Source organism: Streptomyces sp. NPDC033216 (assembly GCF_055577115.1).
Genome location: NZ_JBVIQK010000008.1, coordinates 47632 through 71016 on the forward strand (window position 1 = coordinate 47632; position 23385 = coordinate 71016).

The following is a 23385-nucleotide window of genomic DNA, read 5'->3' on the forward strand; positions in this document are numbered from 1 at the left end:
CACTCCTATCCCCGCACTTCGTGGGCCGCAACCTCCGGCGGGAGCAGACGCCGCAGACATCCCAGACATCTGGAACGTTCTGGTCCGAGGCTTCCCTGTGAGATACCCAACTCCCCCGCGACCTCGCGGTAGGTGAGGTCCTCCGGCGACAGCAGGGCGTCCAGGAGCCGGGCACACCGGGCGGGCAGCCGGCGCACCGCCTCGCGCAGCTCGCGGTGCCGGGCGGCGGTGAGGACGATCTGCTCGGGGCCGCGGTCGTCGGCGGCCGGGTCGCTCGCGTACGGCCGTTCCCGCCGGGCCGTGCGGCGGGTGCGCCGGGACTCGGCGCGGACCGCGCGACGCAGCCAGCCCTGTGGGTCGAGGGGCGGGCCGTCGATGGCGAGGTGCTCCAGCAGGCGCAGCCAGACGGCCTGTTCGAGGTCGGCGGGGTCGGTTCCGGTGGCGTGCGCCTCGGCGTCGGACTCCGCGGTGAGCAGCGGGCGCAGGGCGGCGAGCATGTCGTGCGTCATGTGCGGCACGACGCGGCCGCCCGGGGGCGGGTTGCCCGGGCGGCCCGTTGTCACCCCAACGGGGTCAGGAGCCGTTGACGAAGTCCTCGCGGGCGAGGCGGCCCGTGTCGGGCTGGTCGGTGAACACCCCGTCGATCCCGGTCGCGAAGTACGCCCGGTACGCGCCGAACACGTCGCCGTAGGCGTCCGCGTCGGTCCCCTTGCGGAAGTTCGCGGGCAGGAAGGGGTTCTCGTTGCGCATGGTGTACGGGTGCAGGACGAGGCCGACCGCGTGGGCGTCCTTCACCAGGGTGGTCGGCGTGGTGAGGTTGCCGGCCGCGTCCCTGGGGACGACCAGGTCGAGGGTGGGGCCGATGCCCTGCGCGTAGCCGGCGATCTCGCGCAGGCCCTTGCGCGTGACCAGGTCGGCGACCGTGCGCGGGTCACCGGTCTCGACGAAGTCCCAGGGGCGGGTGGTGGCGCCGGAGAGCAGGACGACGAGCGGATTGCCGATCATCTTGTCCAGGCGCTGGATGCTGGTCGGCTCGAAGGACTGGACGACGACGGGCGCGTTCCTGCCGTCCTTGCCGTGCTTGCGCAGCAGTCTGGCGACACGCTCCTCCAGGTTCAGGCCGAGCTTGCGGAAGTAGGTGGGGTGCTTCAGCTCGGGGTAGATCCAGACCTGCTTGCCGCGCCTGCGGGTCTGCTCGTCCTGCCACCTCAGGACCTCCTCGAAGGTGGGGATCTCCCAGCGGCCGTTGTAGAGGGTGTTGTGGGGGCGGTTGGCGGGGATGCGCTCGGTCGCGCGGAGGGTCTTCAGCTCGGCGAGGGTGAAGTCCTCGGTGAACCAGCCGGTGGTGGAGACGCCGTCGAGGACCTTGGTGGTCCTGCGGCCGGCGAACTCGGGATGGCTCGCGACGTCCGTGGTGCCGCCGATCTCCGGCTCGTGACGGCACACGAGATGGCCGTCCCTGGTGGGGACGAGGTCGCCGGCCTCCACGATGTCGGCGCCCAGGTCGAGGGCGAGCTGGTAGGAGCCGAAGGTGTGCTCGGGCCGGTAGCCGCTGGCGCCCCGGTGGCCGATGATCGTCGGCACGGGCAGACTCCCGAGGCCCCTGCCCCGGCGCGACTCGGCTGCTCCCGCCGTGGCCGCGAGGCCCAGGGTCGTTCCGGCGGCGCCGAGGGCGGCGGCCGCTCCGAGGAACGCCCGCCGTCCGGTACCGCCCGCCCGGTCGGGGTTCGGGTTCTGCGACTCCTGCGTAGCCATGAGGGGTCCTCCTGCCATCGGCTCGTCCCGTGCGCGCCGATCGTAGGTGCCTGGACGTGACCGCCGGGAGACCTCGAGCCGAACACGCGGATGACGGTGGACGGCGCGTACGGTACGACGGGATGACGGGGCGTCCGATTCGGCGGCGCGGGGCGGGGTAGCCGACCGGTACCGGCCGTGGAGGTCGTGGGGAACCCGGCCCCTCAGGGTCGCGACGCCCGTCACATCGTTGCGTCCGTGTGTCGGACCCGCGACGGACCGGCCGTGCAGGTAAACGTAGGTCAACAGTGCGTAAGACCTCGGTGAACCCGATGTGCGTCGCCCCCGGCGGCGCGAGTATCGTCCTCACCTGCACATACTCATACCGCTATCCCTTGACATCGGAGGGCCCGTTGTCCCGCTTCGCGCTCATCAAGGCAGTGCTCGGACCGGTCATGCGCCTGATGTTCCGCCCCCGGGTCGAAGGCGTGGAGCACATCCCGGGCGACGGTCCGGTCATCCTGGCCGGCAACCACCTGACCTTCATCGACTCGATGATCCTGCCGCTGGTCTGCGACCGGCAGGTCTTCTTCATCGGCAAGGACGAGTACGTCACCGGCAAGGGCCTCAAGGGCAGGCTGATGGCGTGGTTCTTCACCGGCGTCGGCATGATCCCCGTCGACCGGGACGGCGGCAAGGGCGGGGTGGCCGCCCTGATGACCGGGCGCCGGATCCTGGAGGAGGGCCGGGTCTTCGGGATCTATCCCGAGGGCACCCGCTCCCCCGACGGGCGGCTCTACCGGGGTCGTACGGGCATCGCCCGTCTCACCCTGATGACCGGCGCGCCCGTGGTGCCCTTCGCGATGATCGGTACGGACAGGATCCAGCCGGGCGGCTCGGGGATGCCCCGCCCCTCGAAGGTGACGGTCCGTTTCGGTGAGGCGATGGAGTTCTCCCGGTACGAGGGGATGGACCGGGACCGTTATGTGCTGCGCGCGGTGACGGATTCCGTGATGACGGAGGTCATGCGGCTGTCCGGGCAGGAGTACGTGGACATGTATGCGACCAAGGCGAAGGCCGCGTAGGCCTGCGGCGGACGGTCGGAGGCCAGGGGGTGCTGTGCGGTCGCGCCCCGTGCCCCCGTCGCCCTCAGCGTGAGCCGTCCAGCTTCTGGCCCTTCAGCAGTTTCCAGGCCGTGCCCGCCGTCGCCAGCAGCACCACGGCGCCCGCGCCCGCGGCGAGACTCAGTCCGCCGACGAAGGCCTCTCGCGCCGAGGCCAGCATCTCCTGAGCCGTCGCGGCCGGCATGCCCGAGGCCGCCTGCACCGCCCCGCCCAGCGACTCGTGCGCGCCCGCGGGTGTGCCCGGCGGGGACGGGAAGTCCCGGTAGACGCCCGTCACGATCGAGCCCAGTACGGCGATGCCGAGAGCCGCGCCCAGCTCGTACGCCGTCTCCGACACCGCGGACGCCGAGCCCGCTTCCTCCTTCGGGACGGAGGACAGGATCACGTCGGCCGTCACGGTGAACGAGAAACCGGCGCCCACGCCGACGAGCAGCAGCGACGCTCCCAGCAACGGATAGCCGGTGCTCTCGTCGATCACCGTCAGGGCGGCCAGCGCCAGCCCGATCGCCGCGAGGCCGCCGGACACGACCGCCCGGACCGAGAAGCGCCGGGCCGCGTGGCCGGCCATCAGACCGGCCGCCACCGCACCGACCGCGGCGGGAAGTTCCGCGAGGCCCGCCTCCAACGGGCCCCTGCCCTGCACCAGTTGCAGGTACTGGGACAGGAAGAACACGAGACCGGACAGGCCGAGGACGGTCAGCAGGTCGGCCAGGACCGCCCCGCTGAAGCCGCGGTTGCGGAACAGGCGCATGTCCAGCAGCGGCACCGGCAGGGTCAGCTGGCGGCGGACGAAGCCGTACAGCCCCGCCGCGCCCAGCAGGGCGGCACCGACCGTGGCCCGGGTGAAGCCGTGGGTGGCGGCCTCCTTGACGGCGTAGACGACCGCGATCATGCCGACGAGGGAGAGCACCACACTGGCCAGGTCCCAGGGACCCGGGTCGGGGTTGCGGGACTCGGGCAGGGTGCGGATGCCGACGACGACGAGGACCGCCATCACGGGCAGGTTGATGAGGAAGGCCGAGCCCCACCAGAAGTGTTCGAGGAGGAATCCGCCGACGATCGGGCCGACCGCCGTGCCGGCGGAGGCCGTCGCGCCCCAGATGCCCACGGCCAGGCTGCGCTCGCGCGGGTCGTGGAAGAGGTTGCGGATCAGGGCGAGGGTGGCGGGCATCAGGGTCGCGCCGGCGACGCCGAGCAGCGCGCGGGCGGCGATCATCATCTCGGGCGTCGTCGCGTACGCGTTCAGCACGGAGATCGCGCCGAAGGCGGTGGCGCCGATGAGCAGGACGCGCTTGCGCCCGATCCGGTCGCCGAGGCTGCCCATCGAGACCAGCAGACCGGCGATGACGAAGGAGTACACGTCGCCGATCCACAGCAGCTGGGTGCCGGACGGCTCGAGGTCCTCGCTGATGTAGGGGGTCGCCAGGCCGAGGACGGTCGCGTCGACGGCCACCAGCAGCACGGCGAACACGAGGACCGAGAGCGCGAGCCAGCGGCCGGGGCGCCTCACCGCCTCGTCCGGGTTCAGCGGCTGCAAGGTGCTGGTCATGCTTCCTCTCTCCTGAGCGCGCCGCCGAGCAGCAGCTCGACGATCATGTGCGTGAAGTCGTTGCGGGCGACGCGGCCCTCCGCGACCGCCCAGGCGCCGGAGGCCAGCAGGCCGTACAGCGCCTCGGTGAGCCAGGCCGGGGTCAGGTCGATGCGGAACTCGCCGTCGGCCTGGCCGCGCCGGAAGAGGGCCGCGATGCGGTCGTCGATCCTGGCCCAGCCCTGGTTCTGCTCCTCGCCCTCGAACAGTTGGTTCTCGCTGTAGAGGAAGGCCAGCAGGGCGGCCGCCGGTTCGATCTCGCGGACCGTGCGGCGTACGGCCTCACGCGCCGGGCCGTCATCGGGGCGGGCCCGGTCCAGGGCCGCCTCGCACTCCTGGATGCCGAGCGCCTCCAACGCCCGGACGAGCGCGTCCCGTCCGGCGAACTGCCGGTGCAGGGTGGCCCTGCTGATCCCGGCGGCCTTGGCGACCTCGTCCATGGTCGCGGTGGATCTCCGGGTCAGCAGGGCCGCGGCGCTGCGCAGCACATGGTCACGATCGACAGACATGAGACAACTCTAACCCATGTGAGACATTGATGTCTCACGACGGGCATGCGCGTACGCCGTCTCGTACGACGACTCGCCGCGAGTGATCTCTCAGTGCCAGGGCAGCCGGCCGCGCCGCTCCCAGTAGGCGCCGGGCTCCTCCGCCAGCGCGGCGAGCCGGGTCAGCTGGTCCTCCGCGAGGTCGACGGCGGCCGCGTGGAGATTGGAGGCGAGCTGGGCGACGGTCGCGGCGCCCGACAGGACGACCCCGGCCCACGGCTGCCGCAGGATCACCGCGAGCGCGACGGCGTCGCAGCCGAGGCCGGTCTCCTCGGCCACCGCCCGGAGGGCGTCCGGCGCGTGCGGCTCGGCGAGCCGGCCGTTGGCCATGCCCTCCTTGACGATCACGGTGAGTCCGGCGTCGTGGGCGTCGGCGAGGGCCGGGCCGGCCGAGGTCTCCAGGACGTTGTACGTCGACTGGACGGTGCGGAAGAGGGGGGCGCCGTCGACCTCGACGGCGAGGGCGGCCCGGATGGCGTCCGCCTGGGCGGGACCGCTGGTGGAGAAGCCGATGGTGAGGCCTCCGGCCGCGGCCTCGGCCAGCCTGGCGTGGAGCCTCCCGTCGGTGAGGGCCGGGCTGTCCGGGGTCACCGAATGGATCTGGTAGAGGTCGAGACGGTCACCGAGCAGGTCGGCCGTCTCGGCGCGCTGCCGCTCGTACGTCCCGAGGCCGTGGTCCTTGACCTCGTGCCGTTCGGCGTCGGTGGTCCAGCCGGCAGTGTAGGTGTAGCCCCACTTGCTGCCGACGACGATGTCGTCGATGTCGGGGCGGGCCGTCAGCCAGTCGGCGAGGAACTCCTCGGAGCGGCCGTAGGAGCGTGCCACGTCGAAGTAGCGGACGCCCTGGGCGTAGGCGGCGTCGAGGAGTTCGTGGGTGCGGGTGCGCAGCGCCTCGACGCCGCGGTCCTCTCCGAGGTCGTGGTCCCGGCCGAGGTTGATGTAGCCGGGGCGGCCCACGGCGGCGAGACCCAGGCCGATGTGGCAGGTGGGGGTCGTCGCTGCGGCGAGGCGGGCGAAGGGCATTCGCGGGCTCCGTTCGGTCGGCTCCTTGCGGCTGACCACCAACGTAACCCGCGCCGACGCTCCGCTCGGCGAGCCGGGCGCCCGACAACCCGCGCGGTCCGGCCCCTGGACGCGCGCGGGACCGTCCTGGCCCGTCACACCCACCCGACGGAGCCACACACGCGAGCCAGGCACCGAAGAAGCCTGTCCGAACCGGCTCCTGGGGCGTGCCGGCCCGCCTGGCCGGTCACGCCCACGGGGGGAGCCGCGCGTCGACACCCCCCGCGCCCTCGGGCCTTGCCCTACCGCTTCTTGGCGTTCGCCCACTGGTGCTGGAGGGCCACGTCCCGCTTGACCTCCGCGAGTTGCACCGCGACCGCGCTGGGCGCCGTACCACCGCGGCCGTCGCGGGAAGCGAGGGCGCCCGGCACGTTGAGCACCGACCGCACCTGCGGCGTGAGGTGGGACGAGATCTTCGCGAACTGCTCGTCCGTCAGCTCGTCCAGTTCCTTGCCCTCGGCCTCGGCGACCTTCACGCACTCGCCGGCGACCTCGTGCGCCACCCGGAACGGCACACCCTGCTTGACGAGCCACTCGGCGACGTCGGTGGCGAGGGAGAAGCCGGCCGGAGCCAGTTCCTCCATGCGCTCGCGGTGGACGGTGAGGGTGGCGATCATGCCGGTGAAGGCGGGGAGCAGGACCTCCAGCTGATCGCAGGAGTCGAAGACCGGCTCCTTGTCCTCCTGGAGGTCACGGTTGTACGCGAGCGGCAGGGCCTTGAGGGTGGCCATGAGCCCGGTCAGGTTGCCGATCAGGCGGCCGCTCTTGCCGCGCGCCAGCTCCGCGATGTCCGGGTTCTTCTTCTGCGGCATGATCGACGAGCCCGTGGAGAACGCGTCGTGCAGGGTGACGAAGGAGAACTCCTTCGTGTTCCAGATGATGATCTCCTCGGCGATCCGGGAGAGGTTCACGCCGATCATCGCGGTGATGAAGGCGAACTCGGCGACGAAGTCACGGGAGGCCGTGCCGTCGATGGAGTTGCCGACGCTGCCGTGCTCGAAGCCGAGGTCCTTGGCGACCGCCTCCGGGTCCAGGCCGAGCGAGGAACCGGCGAGCGCTCCCGAGCCGTACGGCGAGACGGCCGTGCGCTCGTCCCACTGACGCAGCCGCTCCGCGTCCCTGGACAGGGCCTGTACGTGCGCGAGGACGTGGTGGGCGAAGAGGACCGGCTGAGCGTGCTGGAGGTGGGTGCGGCCGGGCATCGCCACGTCCGGGTGGGCCTCCGCCAGGCCGATCAGGGCGTCCTGTAGCTCGGCGATCAGGCCGCCGATGATCCGGGCGTGGTCGCGCAGGTACATCCGGAAGAGGGTCGCGACCTGGTCGTTGCGGGAGCGGCCGGCTCGGAGCTTGCCGCCGAGGTCGGGGCCGAGGTGCTCCAGCAGACCCCTCTCCAGGGCGGTGTGGATGTCCTCGTCGGCGATGGTGCCGACCAGGTCGCCCGAGGCCACGTCCGCCTCCAGGCGGTCCAGGCCCGCGAGCATGTCCGTCAGCTCGTCGTCGGTGAGCAGGCCCGCCTGGTGGAGCACGCGCGCGTGGGCACGCGAACCGGCGATGTCGTAGGGCGCGAGCCGCCAGTCGAAGTGGACGGACGCGGACAGTTTCGCCAGGGCCTCGGCGGGACCGTCGGCGAAACGGCCGCCCCAGAGCCGTACGTCACCGCTGTTGCTGCTCACTTGCGCTGCTCCTCACCGCTGCACCTCACCGTCATGCATGAGTATGCAGAGCTTTGCATGTTTCGTCAATCTGACCCGGCCGGGAGGAACGGTCCCGGGTGATTCGGAAAGAGTTTTGAAAACACCTTGAACAACGGCAACCGCTTTCCCGTACTCACCGCTGAACGCTGGCGCCGCGTTACCGAACCCACTCCTGACCCAAGTGAGGCATTGCCATGTCCAGGGCTCTTCCGAAGTACAACAAGCGTCGCGTGGCGGTCATCGGCGGCGCCGCCGCTCTGGCACTGACCGGCGCGGTGGTCGTGACCTCCGCCCTCGCCGGGGAGACGTCCGAGAAGAGCGGCACGAACGCCCGGACGCTCGCCTCCCCCGGCACGATCAGCTGCCCGGACGTGGCCTCGCGGCTCCCCGCGATCCCGGCCACCGCCAAGGCCGAGGTGGACCGCAACCTCACCCTGCTCAACACGCAGATCGCCGAAGCCGACAAGCGCCTCGTCGACACCGTGGGCCAGGGCGGCCCCAACTTCGTCGACAACGCCATCCTCGGCCCCCTGAAGGACAAGCGCGTCGCGACCGTCAACCGCATCGCGACCGCCATCGGCCGCACCGCCGCCAAGCCCCAGGGCCTGGAAGCACTCGCGCCCTGCACGTTGAACAAGTGACGTGACAGGCGCGGTGGCCGCCCCGGAGAACGCCGGCCGGGGCGGCCGCCGCGGCGCCGGGTCGCGTCATCGCTCGGACAGGTGAACGGCCTTCCCGAATAATTGTCGTTCATGGGAAAGACCTATGAGCGCATCGACGGCAGACTCCGGATCTTCATCGAGGAGCAGCCTGTCTTCTTCACCGCGACCGCGCCGCTGTCCGGCGACGGCACGGTGAACCTCTCCCCCAAGGGCCTCAAGGGCTCCTTCGCCGTCCTCGACGAACACACCGTGGCGTACCTGGACTTCGCCGGCTCCAACGCCGAGACGATCGCGCATCTGCGGGAGAACGGCCGGATCACGCTGATGTGGTGCGCCTTCCAGGGACCACCGAACATCGTGCGGGTGCACGGCCGCGGCGAGCCGGTCTTCCGCGGCGACCCCCGCTTCGCGGACCTCCTCTCCCACTTCCCCGAGATCGACCCGAGCCCGCACGGGCTGCGGGCGGTCATCGTCGTGCACGCCGAACTCGTCCGGGACACCTGCGGATACGCGGTGCCCTTCATGACGTACGACGAGGACCGTGATCTGCACGCCAAGCGGTTCGCGCGGGAGGACGACGAGTCGCTCAGCGCGTACTTCGCCAAGAAGGAACACGTGGCGACGAGCATGGACGGACTCCCCGGCCTCCCACTGCCGCTGCGCCCGATCTGACACGCGGGCGCAGCGCGTGGCCGCCCCGCCGCCGTACGCCTCCGGCGGCGGGGCCGAACAGCTCGACCCGCCGGGGCCGACGACCTGACCGGCGGTTCGGGGCCGGCGGTGCCGCGCGCACGGTCGGCCCACCCGGCCTGCCGGCGGCGCCACCGCCCCTTAGCGTCGGATCATGCGCCTTCGTGCCCTCGCCGCCCTCGTCTGCGTGTCCCCGCTCCTCCTCGGGGCGGCTCCGGGCGCCGGAGGTCCGACGCCACCAGCGCCCCCACTGCCCGCGCGGCTGGCGGACACGGGCGGCGGCACCCAGCTGATCACCGCCGTGGCCCCGACCGCCGGCGCCACGGCGGGCGTGCTCACCTGGTGGGACCGGCGGGACGGCCGCTGGGTGCGGGCCGGTTCCGCACCGGCCCGGTTCGGAGCGAACGGGCTGGTCGAGGGGGCCGTACGCAGGCAGGGCACCAACACGACGCCGACCGGACTGTACGGCCTCCCGTTCGCGTTCGGCATCCAGACGCCGCCCCGCGGGACGACGTACGCCTACCGTTTCGTGCGCGAGGCCTCCTGGTGGTGCCAGGACAACGCGTCCCGCTCCTACAACCGGTGGACCGAGCCGCGGGCGGCCGACTGCCGTGCCGCCGAGTCCGAGCACCTGATCACCTACCGGACCCAGTACGCGCACGCCCTGGTGATCGGATTCAACTACCGTCACCCGGTGCGCCACCGAGGGGCGGGGATCTTCCTGCACGTCGACGGGCGCGGGGCGACGGCCGGTTGTGTGTCGGTACCGGCGGACGCGATGCGGCGGATCCTGACGTGGGCCCGTCCGCGGGAGCGGCCGCACATCGCGATCGGCACCGCCGACGGGCGCACGGCGATCACCCGTTACTGAATCCGCCACGGCATCGTCACCGAACCCGCTTCGCCGAAGGGTGGACGACTCGCCGCGACGCTGAACACTGCGCGGTCGTGGCGCGTATCTGTGGGCCAAGGGTCCGTACCCACGGAGGAACAGTGACCACGACGATCGCCGGCGGCCGTGCCGCCCGCCGCCAGACGATGCGCCGCATCCGTCCGCGCCGCTCCCCGGCCGTCCCGCTGCTGATCGCCGTCTGGGCCGGCGCCGCGGGCGTGCTGTGGCTGTGGTGGAACAACACCCCGTCCATCGCGGACACCAACGGCAAGATCCTCAACGCCGGACGGATCACCGGCCTGCTCGCCGGATACCTGATGGCCCTCGTCGTCCTCCAGATGGCCCGGGTGCCCGCGCTGGAACGCCGGGTCGGCTCGGACCGGGTCGCCCGCTGGCACGCGATGACCGGCCGCTACACGCTCAGCCTCACCTTCGCGCACGTCTTCCTCATCATGTGGGGGTACGCGCTCCAGGCGGGCAAGTCGCTCGGCGACATCGTGCGGCAGACGATCGACTCCGTGAACCAGCTGCCGGACATGGGCAAGGCCGCCGTCGGCACGTCTTTGCTGGTGGTCATCGGCCTGGCGTCGATCGGCCCCGTCCGCCGCCGGATGCCGTACGACACCTGGTACCACGTGCATCTGATGACGTACGCGGCGGTGTTCCTGACGTTCTGGCACCAGATCACGACCGGCAACGACTTCGCCGTCGAGCCCGCCGCGAAGACCGCCTGGTACGCCCTGTACGGATCGGTCACCGCGCTGGTCGTCTGGTACCGCGTCCTCACCCCCATCCGGCTGAACCTGCGCCACCGCATGTACGTCGAAGCGGTCGTCGAGGAGACGCCCGGCATCGTGTCGGTGCTGATCGGCGGGCGCAAGCTGCACCGGATCGGCGCGGAGGCCGGGCAGTTCTTCCGGTGGCGGTTCCTGGCGCCGGGCATGCGCTTCAGCTCCCACCCGTACTCGCTGTCCGCGGCGCCCCGCCCCGAGCTGCTGCGCATCACCGTCAAGGCGATCGGCGACCACAGCTCCGCGCTGCGCGGCCTGAAGCCCGGTGTGAAGGTGTGGGCCGAGGGCCCCTACGGCGCGATGACGGCCTCCCGGCGCAGCCGGGGCAAGGTGCTGCTGGTGGCCGGCGGCGTCGGCATCACGCCGATGCGCGCCCTGTTCGAGACGCTCCCCGGCGCGGAAGGGGACATCACGCTCCTCTACCGGGCCAACAGCACGCAGGACCTCGCGCTGTGGGACGAGCTGGCGAAGATCGCCGACGAGCGCGGGGCGCGGCTGATGTACGCCGTCAACAGCCCGGACGGGGAACGCCCCGACATCTCGGCGGAGTCCCTGCAACGCAAGCTGCCGGACATCGAGGACCACGACGTCTTCATGTGCGGGCCGGCCGGCTTCGCCCAGAACGTCTACGAGGCACTGCGCGACGCCGGGGTTCCCGCCCGCCGCATCCACCACGAGTCGTTCGAGATGTGAGCGGAGCGACGCACATCCACGGACCCACGGCAAGCAACGGGAATCAGGAGCGATGAAGAAAAGCCACCCTCTGCGGCGCGTCGTACTCGCGGGCGCGGCCACCGTGTCCGGGATCGTGCTGCTGCTGTCATTGAAACCGGCGTCGGATCCGGGCTCCGCCCAGGCGGCCGGCGCGGGCGCGGCGGCACAGGAAGCCGCCCAGGGCGGGGCCGGAGCGGCCGTGTCCGGGGCGATCACCGGGGACGCGACACAGACCCAGTACGGCGCCGTGCAGGTCCGCGTGACCGTCAGCAACGGCAAGATCACCAAGGCGGAGACCGTCCAGGCGCCCAAGGGCGGCCAGAGCGACCGGATCACCGCCGACGCCGTACCCCAGCTCAACCGGGCCGCCGTCACCGCGCAGAGCGCCGACATCGACGCCGTCTCCGGCGCCACCTTCACCAGCGAGGGCTACCAGAAGTCCCTCCAGTCGGCGATCGACAAGATGAAGGAGGGCGCGGGGGCGTCCCAGGGTGCGGCCGGCACCGCCCAGGTGTCCGGCACCTTCGACGGGGACCCCGCGCAGACCCAGTACGGGGCCGTACAGGTCCGGATCACGGTGAGCAAGAACCGGATCACCAGGGCGGAGACGGTCCAGGCGCCCAAGGGCGGCCGGAGCGACCAGGTCACCGCCGACGCCGTACCCCAGCTCAACCAGGCCGTCGTCACCGGGCAGAGCCCCGAGATCGACGCCGTCTCCGGGGCCACCTACACCAGCGCCGGCTACAGGAAGTCCCTCCAGTCCGCGATCGACAAGGCCAACGCGAGTGCCGCGGCGCCGGGTTCCGGGGCCCAGGAGGGGTCGAAGGCTCCCGAGGCGACCAAGGCGCCGGAGGGCTCGGGGAACGCCCAGGAGGGCGGCACCTTCACCGGGGAGGCCGCGCAGACCCAGTACGGGATCGTGCAGGTGCGGATCACCGTCAGCGGTGGAAAGATCACCAAGGCGGAGACCGTCAAGGCGCCCAAGGGCGGCCAGAGCGACGAGGTCACCGCCGACGCCGTACCGAAGCTCAACCAGGCCGCTGTGGCCGCCGGCAGCGCCGACATCGACGCCGTCTCCGGGGCCACCTACACCAGCGCCGGCTACCGGGAGTCCCTCCAGTCGGCGCTGGACCGGGCCGGTGGCTGACACCGTGGCCGGGCCGGCGCGGGCTCCCGCCGTGGTGCGTCACGCGGAGGAGGTCATGGGAACCGTCTTCTCCTTCGACGTCCGCGGTGGGGAACCCCGCGTGGTGCGGGCGGCCCTCGACGAGGCGGTCGCCGGGCTGCACCGGGTGAACGAGGTGTTCAGCACCTACCGGGAGGACAGTCAGGTGTCCCGGTTGGTGCGCGGCGAGCTGGCCGTCGAGGAGTGCGACCCCGAGGTGGCCGAGGTGCTGGAGCTGGGCGCCGAGGCGGAGCGGGTGAGCGAGGGCTGGTTCAGCATGCGCTACCGGGGCGGCCGGCTCGACCCGACCGGGATCGTCAAGGGGTGGGCCGCCGAGCGGGCGGCACGGGTGGTGGCCGCGGCGGGAGTCACCGGGGTGAGCGTCAACGGGGGCGGGGACGTGCAGTTGCTGGGCCTGCCCGGTCCCGACCGGCCCTGGCGGGTCGGGGTGTCGGATCCGCTGCGGCCCGGTGGACTGGCGGCGGTGGTCTCGGCGGCGGGAGCGGACGAATTGGCGGTGGCGACGTCGGGGACGGTGGAGCGGGGGGCGCACATCGTGGACCCGCGCACGGGTCGCGCCGCGGTGACCGACCTCGTCGCCGTGACCGTCGTCGCTCCGCGGCTGACATGGGCGGACTGCTGGGCCACGGCCGCCTTCGCGATGGGCTCGCGCGAAGGGCTGCGGTGGCTGGAGTCGCTCCCCGACGTGGAGGCGCTGCTGATCACGGCGGGTGACGAGGTGCGGTGCACCGGGGGTCTGGCGCGCCGCCTGGGCTGAACCCCGGCCGCAACCGACCGGGGCCGGTACCGGGGGCCGGGCGGTCCGACGCTCACGGGCTGCCTCCCCCACTCGGCTTCGCTCGTGCGGCGCGGAGACCTCCGTCGTCCCCGGCGGCACACGTGCGGCGGATCGGGGGCGGCGGGTGACCGCAGCACGCCGAGGAGGCGGGGATCAGCACGACCAGCCCCCCCGCCACAGGCGGGACAGGGCGAAACCCCCGCGGCCGCGGTCACCCTCACGGCCGCGGTCCGACGGGCGTGGCCGAGCCCGCCCAGGGGCCGGGGGACTGCGCGGCCGGCCCCGCTCACCCGCAGCCGGGACACCGGCCCCACCGGCGGAGCCTCACGTGTTCTGGGCGAGGCGCAGCAAGTGGTCCGCCAGGGCCTGGCCGCCCGTCGGTTCGCGGCTGATGAGCAGCAGCGTGTCGTCGCCGGCGATCGTGCCGAGGATGTCGTGCAGTTCGGCCTGGTCGATGGCCGAGGCGAGGAACTGGGCCGCACCGGGCGGCGTACGCAGGACCACGAGGTTCGCGGAGGCCTCCGCGGAGATCAGCAGCTCCGCCGACAGCCGCCGCATCCGCTCCTCCTTCGCCGACTCCCCCAGCGGGGCCCGCGGCGTCCGGAATCCGCCCTCGCTCGGCACCGCGTAGATCAGGTCGCCGTCGTTGTTGCGGATCTTCACCGCGTTCAGCTCGTCCAGATCGCGGGAGAGCGTCGCCTGGGTGACGCTCAGTCCGTCGTCGGCGAGCAGTCTCGCCAGCTGGCTCTGCGAGCGCACGGGCTGCCGGTTGAGGATGTCCACGATCCGGCGGTGGCGGGCGGTGCGGGTCTGCGGCACGGCGGGCCCGTTGGCCGCCGCCTGCTCGTGGTCCTGCGCCTGACTCATCGTCGTCTCATTCCCCGGATCGTCCGTCCCCGTCGACTGCCTGGAGGATGCCGGGCAGTGCCCCGAGCAACGCGTCCGCCTCGTCGTCGCCGAGGTTCAGCGGTGGCATCAGCCGTACGACGTCGGGGGCGGGCGCGTTGACCAGGAAGCCGGCCTCCTGAGCCGCCTGGCGCACCTGGGGCGCGAGCGGCTCGGTGAGCACGATACCCAGGAGGAGACCCGCGCCCCGGACATAATCGATCATCGGGTGGCCGAGACCCTCGATTCCGTTCCGCAGCTTCTCGCTCTGCCGCTTGACGTTCTCCAGCAGCCCTTCGTTCTCGATGGTGTCGAGGACCGCGAGTCCGGCGGCGCAGGCGACGGGGTTGCCGCCGAACGTCGTGCCGTGCTGGCCGGGCCGGAGCAGTTCGGCGGCCCTGCCGAAGGCGACGGTCGCGCCGAGCGGCAGCCCGCCGCCGAGCTGCTTGGCGAGGGTGACGACATCGGGCAGGACGCCTTCGTGGGCCTGGTACTCGAACCAGTGCCCGGTCCGGCCGATGCCGGTCTGCACCTCGTCGAGGACGAGGAGGGCCCCGGTGGCGGCGGTGATGGCGCGGGCGGCCTTGAGGTAGCCGGCGGGCGGCACGACGACGCCGAGTTCGCCCTGGATCGGCTCGACGATGACGAGCGCGGTCTCCTCGGTGACGGCGGCGGCCAGCGCCTGCGCGTCGCCGAAGGGGACGTGGGTGACGTCGCCCGGCAGCGGCAGGAAGGGGTCCCGTTTGCCGGGCTGCCCGGTGAGCGCGAGGGCGCCCATCGTACGGCCGTGGAAGGCGCCCTCGGTGGCCACGACCTGGGTGCGCCCGGTCAGTCGGCCGATCTTGAACGCGGCCTCGTTGGCCTCGGCGCCGGAGTTGCAGAAGAAGACCCTGCCCTCCCGGCCGAAGTGGTGCAGGAGCCGTTCGGCGAGGGCGACAGTCGGTTCGGCCATGAAGAAGTTGGAGATGTGGCCGAGCGAGCCGATCTGCCGGGTCACGGCCTCGACGACGGCCGGGTGGGCGTGGCCGAGGGCGTTGGTCGCGATGCCGCCGACGAAGTCGAGGTAGCTGTTGCCGTCGGCGTCCCAGAGGCGGGTTCCCTCGCCGCGGACGAGGGGCAGCAGCGGGGCGCCGTAGTTGTTCATGAGCGCGCCCTGCCAGCGCGCGGCCAGATCCTCGTTGCCCGTGACGGCGTTGCTCATGACGACTCCCCCTCTTTCTCGTCGGGCACGACCATCGTGCCGATGCCCTCGTCGGTGAAGATCTCCAGCAGGATCGAGTGCTGGACGCGTCCGTCGATCACGCGGGCGGTGGTGACGCCGCCTCGCACGGCGTGCAGACAGCCCTCCATCTTCGGGACCATGCCGGAGGACAGCTCCGGAAGGAGCTTCCCCAGCTCGGAAGCGGTGAGGCGGCTGATCACCTCGTCGGAGTTCGGCCAGTCCTCGTAGAGGCCCTCGACGTCGGTGAGGACCATGAGGGTTTCGGCGCCCAGAGCAGCAGCGAGTGCCGCAGCCGCCGTATCAGCATTGACGTTGTAGACATGTCCGTCGTCCTGGGAACGGGCGATCGAGGAGACGACCGGGATGCGGCCGTCGGCGAGGAGCGCTTCGAGGGCGCCCGTGTCGATCGCGGTGATCTCGCCCACCCGTCCGATGTCGACCAGCTCGCCGTCGATCTCGGGCTGGTGCCGGGTGGCGGTGATGGTGTGCGCGTCCTCGCCGGTCAGCCCGACGGCGAGCGGGCCGTGCTGGTTGAGCAGCCCGACCAGCTCGCGCTGGACCTGCCCGGCCAGCACCATCCGAACGACGTCCATGGCCTCCTCGGTGGTGACGCGCAGCCCGGCCCTGAACTCGCTGACGATGCCGTGCCGGTCGAGGGCGGCGCTGATCTGCGGGCCGCCGCCGTGCACGACGACGGGCTTGAGGCCGGCGTGGTGCAGGAACACGACGTCCTGGGCGAAGGCGGCCTTCAGGTCCTCGTCGATCATGGCGTTGCCGCCGAACTTGATGACCACCGTCTTGCCGTTGTGCCGGGTCAGCCAGGGCAGCGCCTCGATGAGGATCTGGGCCTTGGGCAGGGCGGTGTGCTTACGGGTGGTGCTCATGAGGAGTACGCGCTGTTCTCGTGGACGTAGTCGGCGGTGAGGTCGTTGGTCCAGATGGTGGCGGTCTCGGTGCCGGCGGCGAGGTCGGCGACGATGTGGACCTCGCGGTAGCGCATGTCGACCTTCTCCCGGTCCTCCCCCACGCCGCCGTTCTTGCACACCCAGACGCCGTTGATGGCGACGTTGAGACGGTCGGGCTCGAAGGCGGCCCTGGTGGTGCCGATCGCGGAGAGCACGCGGCCCCAGTTGGGGTCCTCGCCGTGGATGGCGCACTTGAGGAGGTTGTTGCGGGCGATGGAGCGGCCCACCTCGACGGCGTCGTCCTCGCTGGCGGCGTTGACGACCTCGACCCTGATGTCCTTGCTGGCACCCTCGGCGTCGCGGATGAGCTGCTGGCCCAGGTCGTCGCAGACGGTGCGGACGGCCTCGGCGAACTCGGCGTACTCCGGAGTGACCTCGGAGGAGCCGGAGGCGAGCAGCAGCACGGTGTCGTTGGTCGACATGCAGCCGTCGGAGTCGACGCGGTCGAAGGTGACCTTGGTCGCGGCGCGCAGGGCCTTGTCCAGGGTCTCGCTGTCCAGGTCGGCGTCCGTGGTGAGGACGACCAGCATGGTGGCCAGACCGGGGGCGAGCATGCCCGCGCCCTTCGCCATGCCGCCGACGGTCCAGCCGCTCTTCGTCACGACGGACGTCTTGTGGACGGTGTCGGTGGTCTTGATGGCGATGGCGGCCTTCTCGCCGCCGTGCTCACTCAGCGCCTCGGCGGCCTTCTCGACGCCGGGGAGCAGCTTGTCCATCGGGAGGAGGAGGCCGATCAGTCCGGTGGAGGCGACGGCGACCTCGCCGGCACCCAGGCCGAGGACCTCGGCGACCTTCTCGGCGGTGGCGTGCGTGTCCTGGAAGCCCTTCGGTCCCGTACAGGCGTTGGCGCCGCCGGAGTTGAGGATCACGGCGGACAGGGCGCCGCTCTTGAGGACCTGCTCGGACCACAGCACCGGCGCGGCCTTCACGCGGTTGGAGGTGAAGACGCCCGCGGCGGCGCGGCGCGGCCCGGTGTTGACCACGAGGGCCAGGTCCGGGTTGCCGTTCTCCTTGATCCCGGCGGCGATGCCCGACGCCGTGAATCCCTTGGCTGCCGTGACGCTCACGGTGCGACTCCGATCGTGGAAAGTCCCAGTGCCTCGGGGAGCCCGAGGGCGATGTTCATGCTCTGGACGGCACCGCCCGCGGTGCCCTTGGTCAGGTTGTCGATGGCGCTGATCGCGATGATGCGGCCCGCCGCCTCGTCGAGGGCGACCTGGACCTGAACGGCGTTGGAACCGTGGACGGACGCCGTGGCGGGCCACCGGCCCTCGGGCAGCAGGTGCACGAAGGGCTCGTCGGCGAAGGCCTTCTCGTAGGCGGCGCGCAGGGACTCGGCGGTGACGCCCTCCCTGGCGGAGGCGCTGCACGTGGCGAGGATGCCGCGGGGCATCGGCGCGAGCGTCGGTGTGAAGGAGACGCGGACGCGCTCCCCCGCCGCCGCGCTGAGGTTCTGGATCATCTCGGGCGTGTGCCGGTGTCCGCCGCCGACGCCGTACGGCGACATCGACCCCATGACCTCGCTGCCGAGCAGATGCGGCTTGGCCGCCTTGCCCGCGCCGGAGGTGCCGGAGGCGGCGACGATCACGGCCTCGGCCCCGGCCAGGCCCGCGGCGTATGCCGGGAACAGGGCGAGGGAGACGGCCGTGGGGTAGCAGCCGGGCACCGCGATGCGCTTGGACCCCTCCAGCGCGACGCGGCCGCCCGGCAGTTCGGGGAGGCCGTAGGGCCAGGTCCCGGCGTGCGGGGAGCCGTAGAACCGCTCCCAGTCGGCCGGGTCCTCCAGCCGGAAGTCGGCGCCCATGTCGACGACGAGGACGTCCGGGCCGAGCTGTTCGGCGACGGCGGCGGACTGGCCGTGCGGGAGGGCGAGGAAGACGACGTCGTGTCCGGCGAGCACCTCGGGGGTGGTCTCCTGGAGCACGCGGTCGGCGAGCGGCAGGAGGTGCGGCTGGAGGGTTCCCAGCTTCTGTCCCGCGTTGGAGTTGCCGGTGACGGCACCGATCTCGATCTCGGGGTGTGCGAGGAGCAGGCGCAGCGCCTCACCGCCCGCGTACCCGCTCGCTCCGGCCACTGCCGCACGTACCGCCATGTCCACCCTCCTCTTGGATGGCATGACTATACGTCGCGTTGCACGTTTATACAATCCGTCCCTCGGGCCGGCCGGTCTCCCGCCACCCGTCGGACGGCGGCGAGGGCGGCCCGGAGCACCCCCACGGCCGGCAGCGACCCACCACCGCAGGGGCGGGTGGAAGGTGCCGGGTGAGGCGGTCGAGGTGCCGTCCGGGGGACGGCGACCAGGCCGTGGTACTCCCCCGCGGGTACGGCGGAGCCGTCGCCTCCGGCGCAGCGCCACCCGGCGATCCGGGCGCCGCGACGACGGGGTTCCGGTGCCGCCCCCGGCTTCCGCCCGGATCGTGCCGCCGGAGACGCTCACGCCGGTGACGCCGGTGGTCGTGAGCCGCTCGACGGCGGCGTCCGGCCGGACGGTGTCCAGCCGGGCGGTGCCGGGCAGCCGGCGGCGTCGTCCCGGACGTGCGGCGCGGTCCAGGTCGTGGAGTTCGGTTGCACACCGTGCGTCAACGGCACTTCCGCCACCGGCAGGGATCAGCACATGTCACGCGCCAGGGGCCGGGCCGACGGTGCGGGACACCCGCACCGTCGGCCCCGTTCCGCTTCTTACGGCCTCCGCTTCCTACTTCTGCCTGATCCGCAGGAAGGTGACCGAATTCGCCGGGAAGGTGTACGTGAACCTGTCGGCCACGCCCGTGAAGGTGGACGCCACCGGCGCCACCGGGGTCTCGGTCTCCGAGTTGACCGCGTCCGGCGCGGCGGCCAGCGTGGTCACGCGGGCCTTGGTGGAGACCTTGGCGCCACCGAGGTCGACAACCGTACGGGCGTCCGCCGACTGGGCGTTGACGACCTTGACGATCAGGTCACCGGTCTTCCCGTCCTTGGTGACGACCTGGCGGAACGGTTCGGCCGGCTTGTCGTCGGTGAAGCCTCCCCACTCCTGACCGTCCAGGTAGAGGGTGACCTGGCGACCCCGAACCTTGATGTCGAGGTCGTAGGGGCGGCCCGTCTCCACGCTGCCGGCCTTGGCGAGCAGCGTGGACTTCCCGCCGTCCACGGCCTGCTCGACGGCGGACTGGGTGTTGTTCCAGCCGCCCAGGTTCCACCAGTAGTAGGTGCCGGTGTCCTTGACGCCGAAGGCGACGAGGAAACCCTCCTTGCCGGACTTCTTGGTGGCCCTCACATGGAGGTCGTAGTCGTGCCAGGTCGGGTCGCCGGCGGAGACCATGGTGTTCTCGGCGGCGACGTCGGTCTGCACGTACTGTCCGTCCTGGACGCTCCAGCTGCCGCCGCCGGTGTGCGTCCACCGCCCGGTGTCACCGGAGAAGTCCTCGTCGAGCAGCGTGGTCCCGTCGGCGCCGGTGACCTTCACCTCGTCGTACGCCGCGCTGGTGGCCCAGGTCGAGAGGCCGACGGCACCGGTGACGGGGCCGCTGACGGCGGGGGTGGTGGTGGCCGTCGAGGGGACCACGTGGTCGCCGACGTTGGTCATGAACAGCTTCTGCACCTCGTAGTTGGCGGAGTTCCAGGAGGCGTGGTTGTTGAACCACACCAGGTCCGGGTTCCACTGCACATAGTCCTCGTTGGCGAACAGCGGCGCGTACGAGGCGAGTTGGACGACGTCCGCGTTGCGTTCGAGGCCGGTCATGTAGGCGGCCTCGGCGAGGCCGTTCTTGAAGGCGTTGCCCAGGGAGGCGTACTCGCCGAGGAACACCTTCGGCCCGCTCCGGTCGTAGGAGTCGTAGCGGTCGTTGTTCTGGAGGAACCATCGCGGGCTGTTGTAGTAGTGCTCGTCGACCATGGCGACGTTCTCGTCCCGGTTGAGCTGCCACGCCGTGTCGAAGGTCGAGCCGGAGTCGTCCGGGCCGGAGTTGGAGATCACGGTGACGTCCGGGTACTTCGCCGCGACGGCCGCCCGGAACCGCTTGAACCGCGCCATGAACGCGGCTGGCAGATTCTCCTCGTTGCCCACCTCCAGGTGGGTGAGGTGGAAGGGCGCGGGGTGACCCATCCGCGCGCGCTTCCCGCCCCAGGTCGAGGTGACGGGGCCGTTGGCGAACTCGATGAGGTCGAGGGTGTCCTGGATGTGCCGCTCGAGGAGTGCGTCGTCGTCGACGGCCCTGTTCTGGCCGCAGCCGGTCACCAGGGCGGGGACGACGGGCAGGGGCATCGCGCCGATGTCCTCGGCGAAACGGAAGTACTCGTAGTAGCCGAGGCCGTAGCTCTGGTTGTAGCCCCAGAAGTTGGCGTTGGTGGCGCGTTCCTCGACCGGGCCGATGGTGTCCTTCCACTGGTAGGAGCGGGCGCGCTGCCAGCCGGATGCCTCGCTGTAGTCCTCCATGGAACCGGTGTTGACCAGGCAGCCGCCGGGGAAGCGCAGGAAGCCGGGCTTCAGGGCGGCGACCTTCTCGGCGAGGTCCTTGCGCAGGCCGTTCGTCTGGTGCTTGTAGGTGTCGCGCGGGAAGAGGGACACCATGTCGAGGGCGGCGGCGGCCGAGGAGGCGACCGTCAGACGGCCCTCACTGCTGGTGCGGGTGGCCGTGAGGGTGGCCCGGTACTTGGCCCAGCGGCCCTTCGCCGCCACCTTCCGGACGGTGGCCAGGGTGCCGTCGCCGTCCTGGAGGCCGACGGTGAGCGTGGTGCCGCCCTCGGCACGGACCCACACCGAGAAGTCGTACTTCTCGCCGCGCTCGACGCGGATCCCGGTGTTGTAGCCGGCGTTGGTCACCGAGGAGCCGGCGCCCACGGAGAGGTAGGCGCGGTTGCGGTCGTTGAGACGGCCGGCGTCGTTCAGGACCTGGGCGGTGCCGTCGACCGTCCAGGAGGTCAGCGGCGTGTAGGCGCGGTTGTCGGCGGTGGAGTACTCGAAGGACCGGTTCTGCACCAGCTCGGCGTAGAGGCCCCCGTCGGCGGCCCGGTTGATGTCCTCGAAGAAGACGCCGTACATGGTGTCGTCGATCGCCGCGCCCGTGGCGGTCGGGTCGACGGTGATCGTGTAGTCGATGACGTCCTCGGCATGTGCCGGGGCGGGGAGGAGGGCGGTCGCCGTCAGCAGGGCGGTGGCGGTGAGACCGAGTCTCCAGCGGGTGCCGGTGGGGGTTCGGGGGGTGCTGCGTGACATGGATACTCCGCGGCTCTCTGAACTCAGATGTTCGAAATATCGGACTTTGATCAGCACTTCGAACGGCAAGATAGGGAGGGGGTCGGAGCGCGTCAATGGTTCGCGCAGCAACGGACGTGACGGAGGTCTGCACGCGATGGGCGAGTTCTGGCCGGTGCCGGACGCTGTGGCGTTCCTTTCCGGGAGCTGGCGCGTCCTGCGGTCGGTACGGGATCTGGCGAGCGGCGACGAAGGGCGCTTCGAGGGCGTGACGGTTTTCGGCCCGCTGGACGGCGGCGGCCTGCTGCACGAGGAGTCCGGCACGTTCGTCTGGCGGGGCGTCCCGCGGCCCGCCGAGCGGACCCTGCGCTTCCTGCCCGGAAGGGTGCCGGGCACGGCCGACGTGACGTTCGCCGACGGGCGGCCCTTCCACGACCTGGACCTGAGGAACGGGCGGCATGTGACCGACCACCCCTGCGCCGCGGACCTCTACCGGGGCGAGTTCACCGTGCGGGACGCCGACCGCTGGCGGACCCTCTGGCGGGTGCGCGGCCCCGCCAAGGACCTGGTCCTCACCACCGACTACGTGCGTGAAATCTGAGCCGCACTCCCCTCGAAGCGCAGGTTCCACCGCCCGGCGCTGCCGGTGACGGTGGTCGTCGACAGCGGGCGCACATCGAGGTTCCAGTACGTCGACGGCGGCGCCTTGAGCGCGTAGACCAGAGCGGCCCGGATCACGCTCGGCTCGGCGACGGCCACGATCCGGCAGCCGTCCTCCACGGGCCGGGTGTCGAGCCAGCCGCCGACCCGGGAGATGAACGCCGACAGCGAATCGCCGCCGTGCGGAGTGGCCCGCGGGTCGGCCAGCCAGGCGTCCACCGCCTCCGGTTCCCGGGCCATCGCCTCCCCCAGGGTGAACCCGCGCCAGCGCCCCATGTCGCAGTCTCGCAGGGCGAGCTGCACGAGCGGGGCGTAGCCGAGCGCGTCGCCGGTGGCACGGCTGCGCGGGGTCGGCGAGCAGTAGCGCAGGTCGGCGCCCGCCAGGGGCAGCAGATCGCCGGCCGCCCGCTGCACCTCGTCCCAGCCCGCCTGGTCCAGCGGGCGGTCGTCCTCGAAGCGCTCGGCGGACAGGGCGGAGCTGCGCGCCGCGGCGACGAACGTGACCCGGAGTGCCATGCGGTGATGGTGGGACGCGCGAGTGAGCGGGTCAAGAGATGCCGTGTGGAGACTTTTCGAAAATCAGCGCCATCCACCGGTCGGGCTTCTCCAGCGCCTCGAAGCCGATCTTCTCGTAGACGTCGTGCGCGTCGTGCGTGGCCAGCAGGATGCGACGCAGGCCGTGCGGGCGCAGATGGTCCCGGACGGCCGCCACGAGCGAGGTTCCGATGCCCTTCCCGCGTACCGCCGGGTCCACGTAGACGTCGCACAGCCAGGCGAAGGTCGCCAGGTCCGTCACCACGCGCGCGTAGGCGACCTGCTCCCCGGACACCGCCTCGTACACCCCGAAGTTCAGCGACCCGGCGATGGCCCGCTCCTGCTTCTCGCGGTCCCGGCCGAGCGCCCAGTACGCGTCGGTCGACAGCCAGTGGTGCACCCGGGCGACGTCGATCCGGTCGGCGTCGGCGGAGATCTCGTAGCCCTGGGCGAGGGGCGGGGTGGAGGTCATGGGAGGGACCT

General features: G+C 71.7%; 21 protein-coding genes and 1 pseudogene. 8 read left to right on the forward strand and 14 right to left on the reverse strand.

Going from position 1 to position 23385, the window contains the following annotated elements:
• Positions 1-5 precede the first annotated feature (5 nt).
• Positions 6-509 carry an RNA polymerase sigma factor gene (locus ACZ5Y0_RS17105; protein WP_469129474.1) on the reverse strand — a complete coding sequence of 168 codons (504 nt, stop codon included), beginning with the start codon at positions 507-509 and terminating at the stop codon, positions 6-8.
• A 64-nt stretch (positions 510-573) separates the two neighbouring features.
• On the reverse strand, positions 574-1755 hold the full coding sequence (locus tag ACZ5Y0_RS17110; protein ID WP_469129475.1) for a glycerophosphodiester phosphodiesterase: 1182 nt from the start codon (positions 1753-1755) through the stop codon (positions 574-576).
• A 392-nt stretch (positions 1756-2147) separates the two neighbouring features.
• On the opposite strand from ACZ5Y0_RS17110, the gene ACZ5Y0_RS17115 reads away from it, so the two are divergent.
• Positions 2148-2819 (forward strand): lysophospholipid acyltransferase family protein, encoded by a 672-nt coding sequence (locus ACZ5Y0_RS17115; RefSeq protein ID WP_469129682.1) that lies wholly within the window; start codon positions 2148-2150, stop codon positions 2817-2819.
• Positions 2820-2883: 64 nt separating this feature from the next.
• Here the strand turns inward: ACZ5Y0_RS17115 and ACZ5Y0_RS17120 are convergent, their stop codons facing one another.
• From ACZ5Y0_RS17120 to argH, 4 genes are all read right to left on the reverse strand, one after another.
• Positions 2884-4407 (reverse strand): MFS transporter, encoded by a 1524-nt coding sequence (locus tag ACZ5Y0_RS17120; protein WP_469129476.1) that lies wholly within the window; start codon positions 4405-4407, stop codon positions 2884-2886.
• The gene (locus ACZ5Y0_RS17125) at positions 4404-4955 is read right to left on the reverse strand and encodes a TetR/AcrR family transcriptional regulator (RefSeq protein WP_469129477.1); all 552 of its coding nucleotides are present in this window, start codon (positions 4953-4955) and stop codon (positions 4404-4406) included. Before ACZ5Y0_RS17125 ends, ACZ5Y0_RS17120 begins: the two co-directional genes overlap by 4 nt.
• A gap of 90 nt (positions 4956-5045) precedes the next feature.
• Positions 5046-6017, reverse strand: coding sequence for an aldo/keto reductase (locus tag ACZ5Y0_RS17130; RefSeq protein ID WP_469129478.1), 972 nt, complete (start codon positions 6015-6017; stop codon positions 5046-5048).
• Between the two features lie 281 nt (positions 6018-6298).
• Positions 6299-7729, reverse strand: a complete 1431-nt coding sequence (argH, locus tag ACZ5Y0_RS17135; protein ID WP_469129479.1) for an argininosuccinate lyase — start codon at positions 7727-7729, stop codon at positions 6299-6301.
• 215 nt (positions 7730-7944) lie between these two features.
• Here argH and ACZ5Y0_RS17140 point away from each other — a divergent pair.
• The 6 genes and pseudogenes from ACZ5Y0_RS17140 to ACZ5Y0_RS17165 all read left to right on the forward strand — a co-directional run.
• Positions 7945-8385, forward strand: a pseudogene (locus tag ACZ5Y0_RS17140) (hypothetical protein); the annotation flags it as partial.
• Between the two features lie 117 nt (positions 8386-8502).
• Positions 8503-9084, forward strand: coding sequence for a pyridoxamine 5'-phosphate oxidase family protein (locus ACZ5Y0_RS17145; protein ID WP_469129480.1), 582 nt, complete (start codon positions 8503-8505; stop codon positions 9082-9084).
• 172 nt (positions 9085-9256) lie between these two features.
• Entirely contained in the window at positions 9257-9973 is a 717-nt protein-coding gene (locus ACZ5Y0_RS17150; RefSeq protein WP_469129481.1) for a L,D-transpeptidase family protein, read from the forward strand.
• Between the two features lie 122 nt (positions 9974-10095).
• Positions 10096-11478 carry a ferredoxin reductase family protein gene (locus ACZ5Y0_RS17155; RefSeq protein ID WP_469129482.1) on the forward strand — a complete coding sequence of 461 codons (1383 nt, stop codon included), beginning with the start codon at positions 10096-10098 and terminating at the stop codon, positions 11476-11478.
• Positions 11479-11530: 52 nt separating this feature from the next.
• On the forward strand, positions 11531-12646 hold the full coding sequence (locus ACZ5Y0_RS17160) for an FMN-binding protein (protein WP_469129483.1): 1116 nt from the start codon (positions 11531-11533) through the stop codon (positions 12644-12646).
• On the forward strand, positions 12639-13442 hold the full coding sequence (locus ACZ5Y0_RS17165; protein ID WP_469129484.1) for an FAD:protein FMN transferase: 804 nt from the start codon (positions 12639-12641) through the stop codon (positions 13440-13442). The genes ACZ5Y0_RS17160 and ACZ5Y0_RS17165 overlap by 8 nt, the downstream gene beginning before the upstream one ends.
• Before the next feature lie 345 nt (positions 13443-13787).
• On the opposite strand, the gene ACZ5Y0_RS17170 is transcribed toward ACZ5Y0_RS17165, so the two are convergent.
• The 6 genes from ACZ5Y0_RS17170 to ACZ5Y0_RS17195 form a co-directional block, all read right to left on the reverse strand.
• Complete coding sequence (locus ACZ5Y0_RS17170; RefSeq protein WP_467515123.1) at positions 13788-14330, reverse strand: arginine repressor; 543 nt, start codon at positions 14328-14330, stop codon at positions 13788-13790.
• A gap of 7 nt (positions 14331-14337) precedes the next feature.
• Entirely contained in the window at positions 14338-15549 is a 1212-nt protein-coding gene (locus ACZ5Y0_RS17175) for an acetylornithine transaminase (RefSeq protein WP_469129485.1), read from the reverse strand.
• The gene (argB, locus tag ACZ5Y0_RS17180) at positions 15546-16454 is read right to left on the reverse strand and encodes an acetylglutamate kinase (RefSeq protein WP_469129486.1); all 909 of its coding nucleotides are present in this window, start codon (positions 16452-16454) and stop codon (positions 15546-15548) included. The genes ACZ5Y0_RS17175 and argB overlap by 4 nt, the downstream gene beginning before the upstream one ends.
• Positions 16451-17602 carry a bifunctional glutamate N-acetyltransferase/amino-acid acetyltransferase ArgJ gene (argJ, locus tag ACZ5Y0_RS17185; protein ID WP_469129487.1) on the reverse strand — a complete coding sequence of 384 codons (1152 nt, stop codon included), beginning with the start codon at positions 17600-17602 and terminating at the stop codon, positions 16451-16453. Before argJ ends, argB begins: the two co-directional genes overlap by 4 nt.
• Positions 17599-18627 carry an N-acetyl-gamma-glutamyl-phosphate reductase gene (gene argC / locus ACZ5Y0_RS17190; protein ID WP_469129488.1) on the reverse strand — a complete coding sequence of 343 codons (1029 nt, stop codon included), beginning with the start codon at positions 18625-18627 and terminating at the stop codon, positions 17599-17601. Before argC ends, argJ begins: the two co-directional genes overlap by 4 nt.
• Positions 18628-19230: 603 nt before the next feature.
• Positions 19231-21729: an alpha-L-arabinofuranosidase C-terminal domain-containing protein gene (locus tag ACZ5Y0_RS17195; protein ID WP_469129489.1), complete on the reverse strand. Its 2499-nt coding sequence runs from the start codon at positions 21727-21729 to the stop codon at positions 19231-19233.
• Positions 21730-21865: 136 nt separating this feature from the next.
• Between ACZ5Y0_RS17195 and ACZ5Y0_RS17200 the strand changes: the two genes are divergently transcribed.
• Positions 21866-22309 (forward strand): DUF6314 family protein, encoded by a 444-nt coding sequence (locus ACZ5Y0_RS17200; RefSeq protein WP_469129683.1) that lies wholly within the window; start codon positions 21866-21868, stop codon positions 22307-22309.
• Here ACZ5Y0_RS17200 and ACZ5Y0_RS17205 read toward each other — a convergent pair.
• A complete protein-coding gene (locus ACZ5Y0_RS17205; protein ID WP_469129490.1) occupies positions 22291-22884 on the reverse strand; it encodes a histidine phosphatase family protein in 594 nt (197 codons plus the stop codon). The genes ACZ5Y0_RS17200 and ACZ5Y0_RS17205 overlap by 19 nt on opposite strands.
• A gap of 31 nt (positions 22885-22915) precedes the next feature.
• Positions 22916-23374: a GNAT family N-acetyltransferase gene (locus ACZ5Y0_RS17210; RefSeq protein ID WP_469129491.1), complete on the reverse strand. Its 459-nt coding sequence runs from the start codon at positions 23372-23374 to the stop codon at positions 22916-22918.
• Positions 23375-23385: the final 11 nt, after the last annotated feature.

Excerpts from the sequence above, each read along its gene's own strand:
- ACZ5Y0_RS17105 (WP_469129474.1), bottom strand. The coding sequence starts at position 509 with ATGACGCACGACATGCTCGCCGCCCTGCGCCCGCTGCTCACCGCGGAG.
- ACZ5Y0_RS17110 (WP_469129475.1), bottom strand. The coding sequence starts at position 1,755 with ATGGCTACGCAGGAGTCGCAGAACCCGAACCCCGACCGGGCGGGCGGT.
- ACZ5Y0_RS17120 (WP_469129476.1), bottom strand. The coding sequence starts at position 4,407 with ATGACCAGCACCTTGCAGCCGCTGAACCCGGACGAGGCGGTGAGGCGC.
- ACZ5Y0_RS17125 (WP_469129477.1), bottom strand. The coding sequence starts at position 4,955 with ATGTCTGTCGATCGTGACCATGTGCTGCGCAGCGCCGCGGCCCTGCTG.
- ACZ5Y0_RS17130 (WP_469129478.1), bottom strand. The coding sequence starts at position 6,017 with ATGCCCTTCGCCCGCCTCGCCGCAGCGACGACCCCCACCTGCCACATC.
- ACZ5Y0_RS17145 (WP_469129480.1), top strand. The coding sequence starts at position 8,503 with ATGGGAAAGACCTATGAGCGCATCGACGGCAGACTCCGGATCTTCATC.
- ACZ5Y0_RS17150 (WP_469129481.1), top strand. The coding sequence starts at position 9,257 with ATGCGCCTTCGTGCCCTCGCCGCCCTCGTCTGCGTGTCCCCGCTCCTC.
- ACZ5Y0_RS17160 (WP_469129483.1), top strand. The coding sequence starts at position 11,531 with ATGAAGAAAAGCCACCCTCTGCGGCGCGTCGTACTCGCGGGCGCGGCC.
- ACZ5Y0_RS17170 (WP_467515123.1), bottom strand. The coding sequence starts at position 14,330 with ATGAGTCAGGCGCAGGACCACGAGCAGGCGGCGGCCAACGGGCCCGCC.
- ACZ5Y0_RS17175 (WP_469129485.1), bottom strand. The coding sequence starts at position 15,549 with ATGAGCAACGCCGTCACGGGCAACGAGGATCTGGCCGCGCGCTGGCAG.
- argB (WP_469129486.1), bottom strand. The coding sequence starts at position 16,454 with ATGAGCACCACCCGTAAGCACACCGCCCTGCCCAAGGCCCAGATCCTC.
- argC (WP_469129488.1), bottom strand. The coding sequence starts at position 18,627 with ATGGCGGTACGTGCGGCAGTGGCCGGAGCGAGCGGGTACGCGGGCGGT.
- ACZ5Y0_RS17195 (WP_469129489.1), bottom strand. The coding sequence starts at position 21,729 with ATGTCACGCAGCACCCCCCGAACCCCCACCGGCACCCGCTGGAGACTC.
- ACZ5Y0_RS17200 (WP_469129683.1), top strand. The coding sequence starts at position 21,866 with ATGGGCGAGTTCTGGCCGGTGCCGGACGCTGTGGCGTTCCTTTCCGGG.
- ACZ5Y0_RS17205 (WP_469129490.1), bottom strand. The coding sequence starts at position 22,884 with ATGGCACTCCGGGTCACGTTCGTCGCCGCGGCGCGCAGCTCCGCCCTG.
- ACZ5Y0_RS17210 (WP_469129491.1), bottom strand. The coding sequence starts at position 23,374 with ATGACCTCCACCCCGCCCCTCGCCCAGGGCTACGAGATCTCCGCCGAC.